Origin of the sequence: Aquipuribacter hungaricus (genome assembly GCF_037860755.1) — a bacterium.
In the GTDB taxonomy this organism is placed as follows: Bacteria; Actinomycetota; Actinomycetes; order Actinomycetales; family JBBAYJ01; genus Aquipuribacter; species Aquipuribacter hungaricus.
On sequence record NZ_JBBEOI010000499.1, the window covers coordinates 1 to 726 of the forward strand.

Sequence of the window (726 nt, forward strand, 5' to 3'; positions counted from 1 at the left end):
GGCCCGCCCGGTCCCGGTCGCGGCGACCGCGGCGCAGCCCAGGACCAGCACGGCGGCGGCCGTCCCCGCGGCGCCCACGGCGGTGCCGCGCAGCACGTCGCCGGCAGCGGCGTGGGCGGTCTCGTGAGCGACCACCGCGAGCACCTGCTCGGCCGTCATGGTGCTCAGCAAGGTGTCCTGCAGCACCATCCGCCGGGTGGGCCCGAGCCCCGACACGTAGGCGTTGACGGTGGTCGAGCGGGTGGAGGTGTCGGCGACGAGGACGTCGTCCACGGGCGCCCCGGCCTCCTGCGCCAGCCGCTCGACCTCCGTGCGGACGGGCCCGTCCTCCAGCGGCGCCAGGTCCGCCAGCGCCGGCTCGACGAGCAGGGGGTACAGCAGCGACAGCACGACGACGAGGACCGCTCCCCCGGCCGCCGCCGCCGCGGGCCACCACCGCGGCAGGGCGCGGGCCAGGACGACGACCGCCAGCACCGCGGGCACGAGGACGACGGCGTCCAGGCCCGCGGACACCAGGCGGTCGCGGGCGAACCGCCCCCAGGACTGCACGGACAGGCCGACGTCGCGCCGCACGGTCTCCGACCAGACCCCGAACGGCCAGCGCACGAGCAGCACCACCACGAGGACCGCCAGCACCTGCGCGGCCACCTGCGGCACGAGCCCGCCGGGGACCCGCCGCGCGAGCGCGAGCAGCCGGCGCCCGGGCGGGGTGAGCACGACGGCCGC

The 726-nt window shown here is 78.8% G+C and carries 1 protein-coding gene; it reads right to left on the bottom strand.

The annotated features are described in order from the left end of the window. Positions 1–726 (bottom strand): M48 family metalloprotease (locus tag WCS02_RS20855; protein ID WP_340296221.1); only part of this gene is annotated, 726 nt, incomplete at both ends.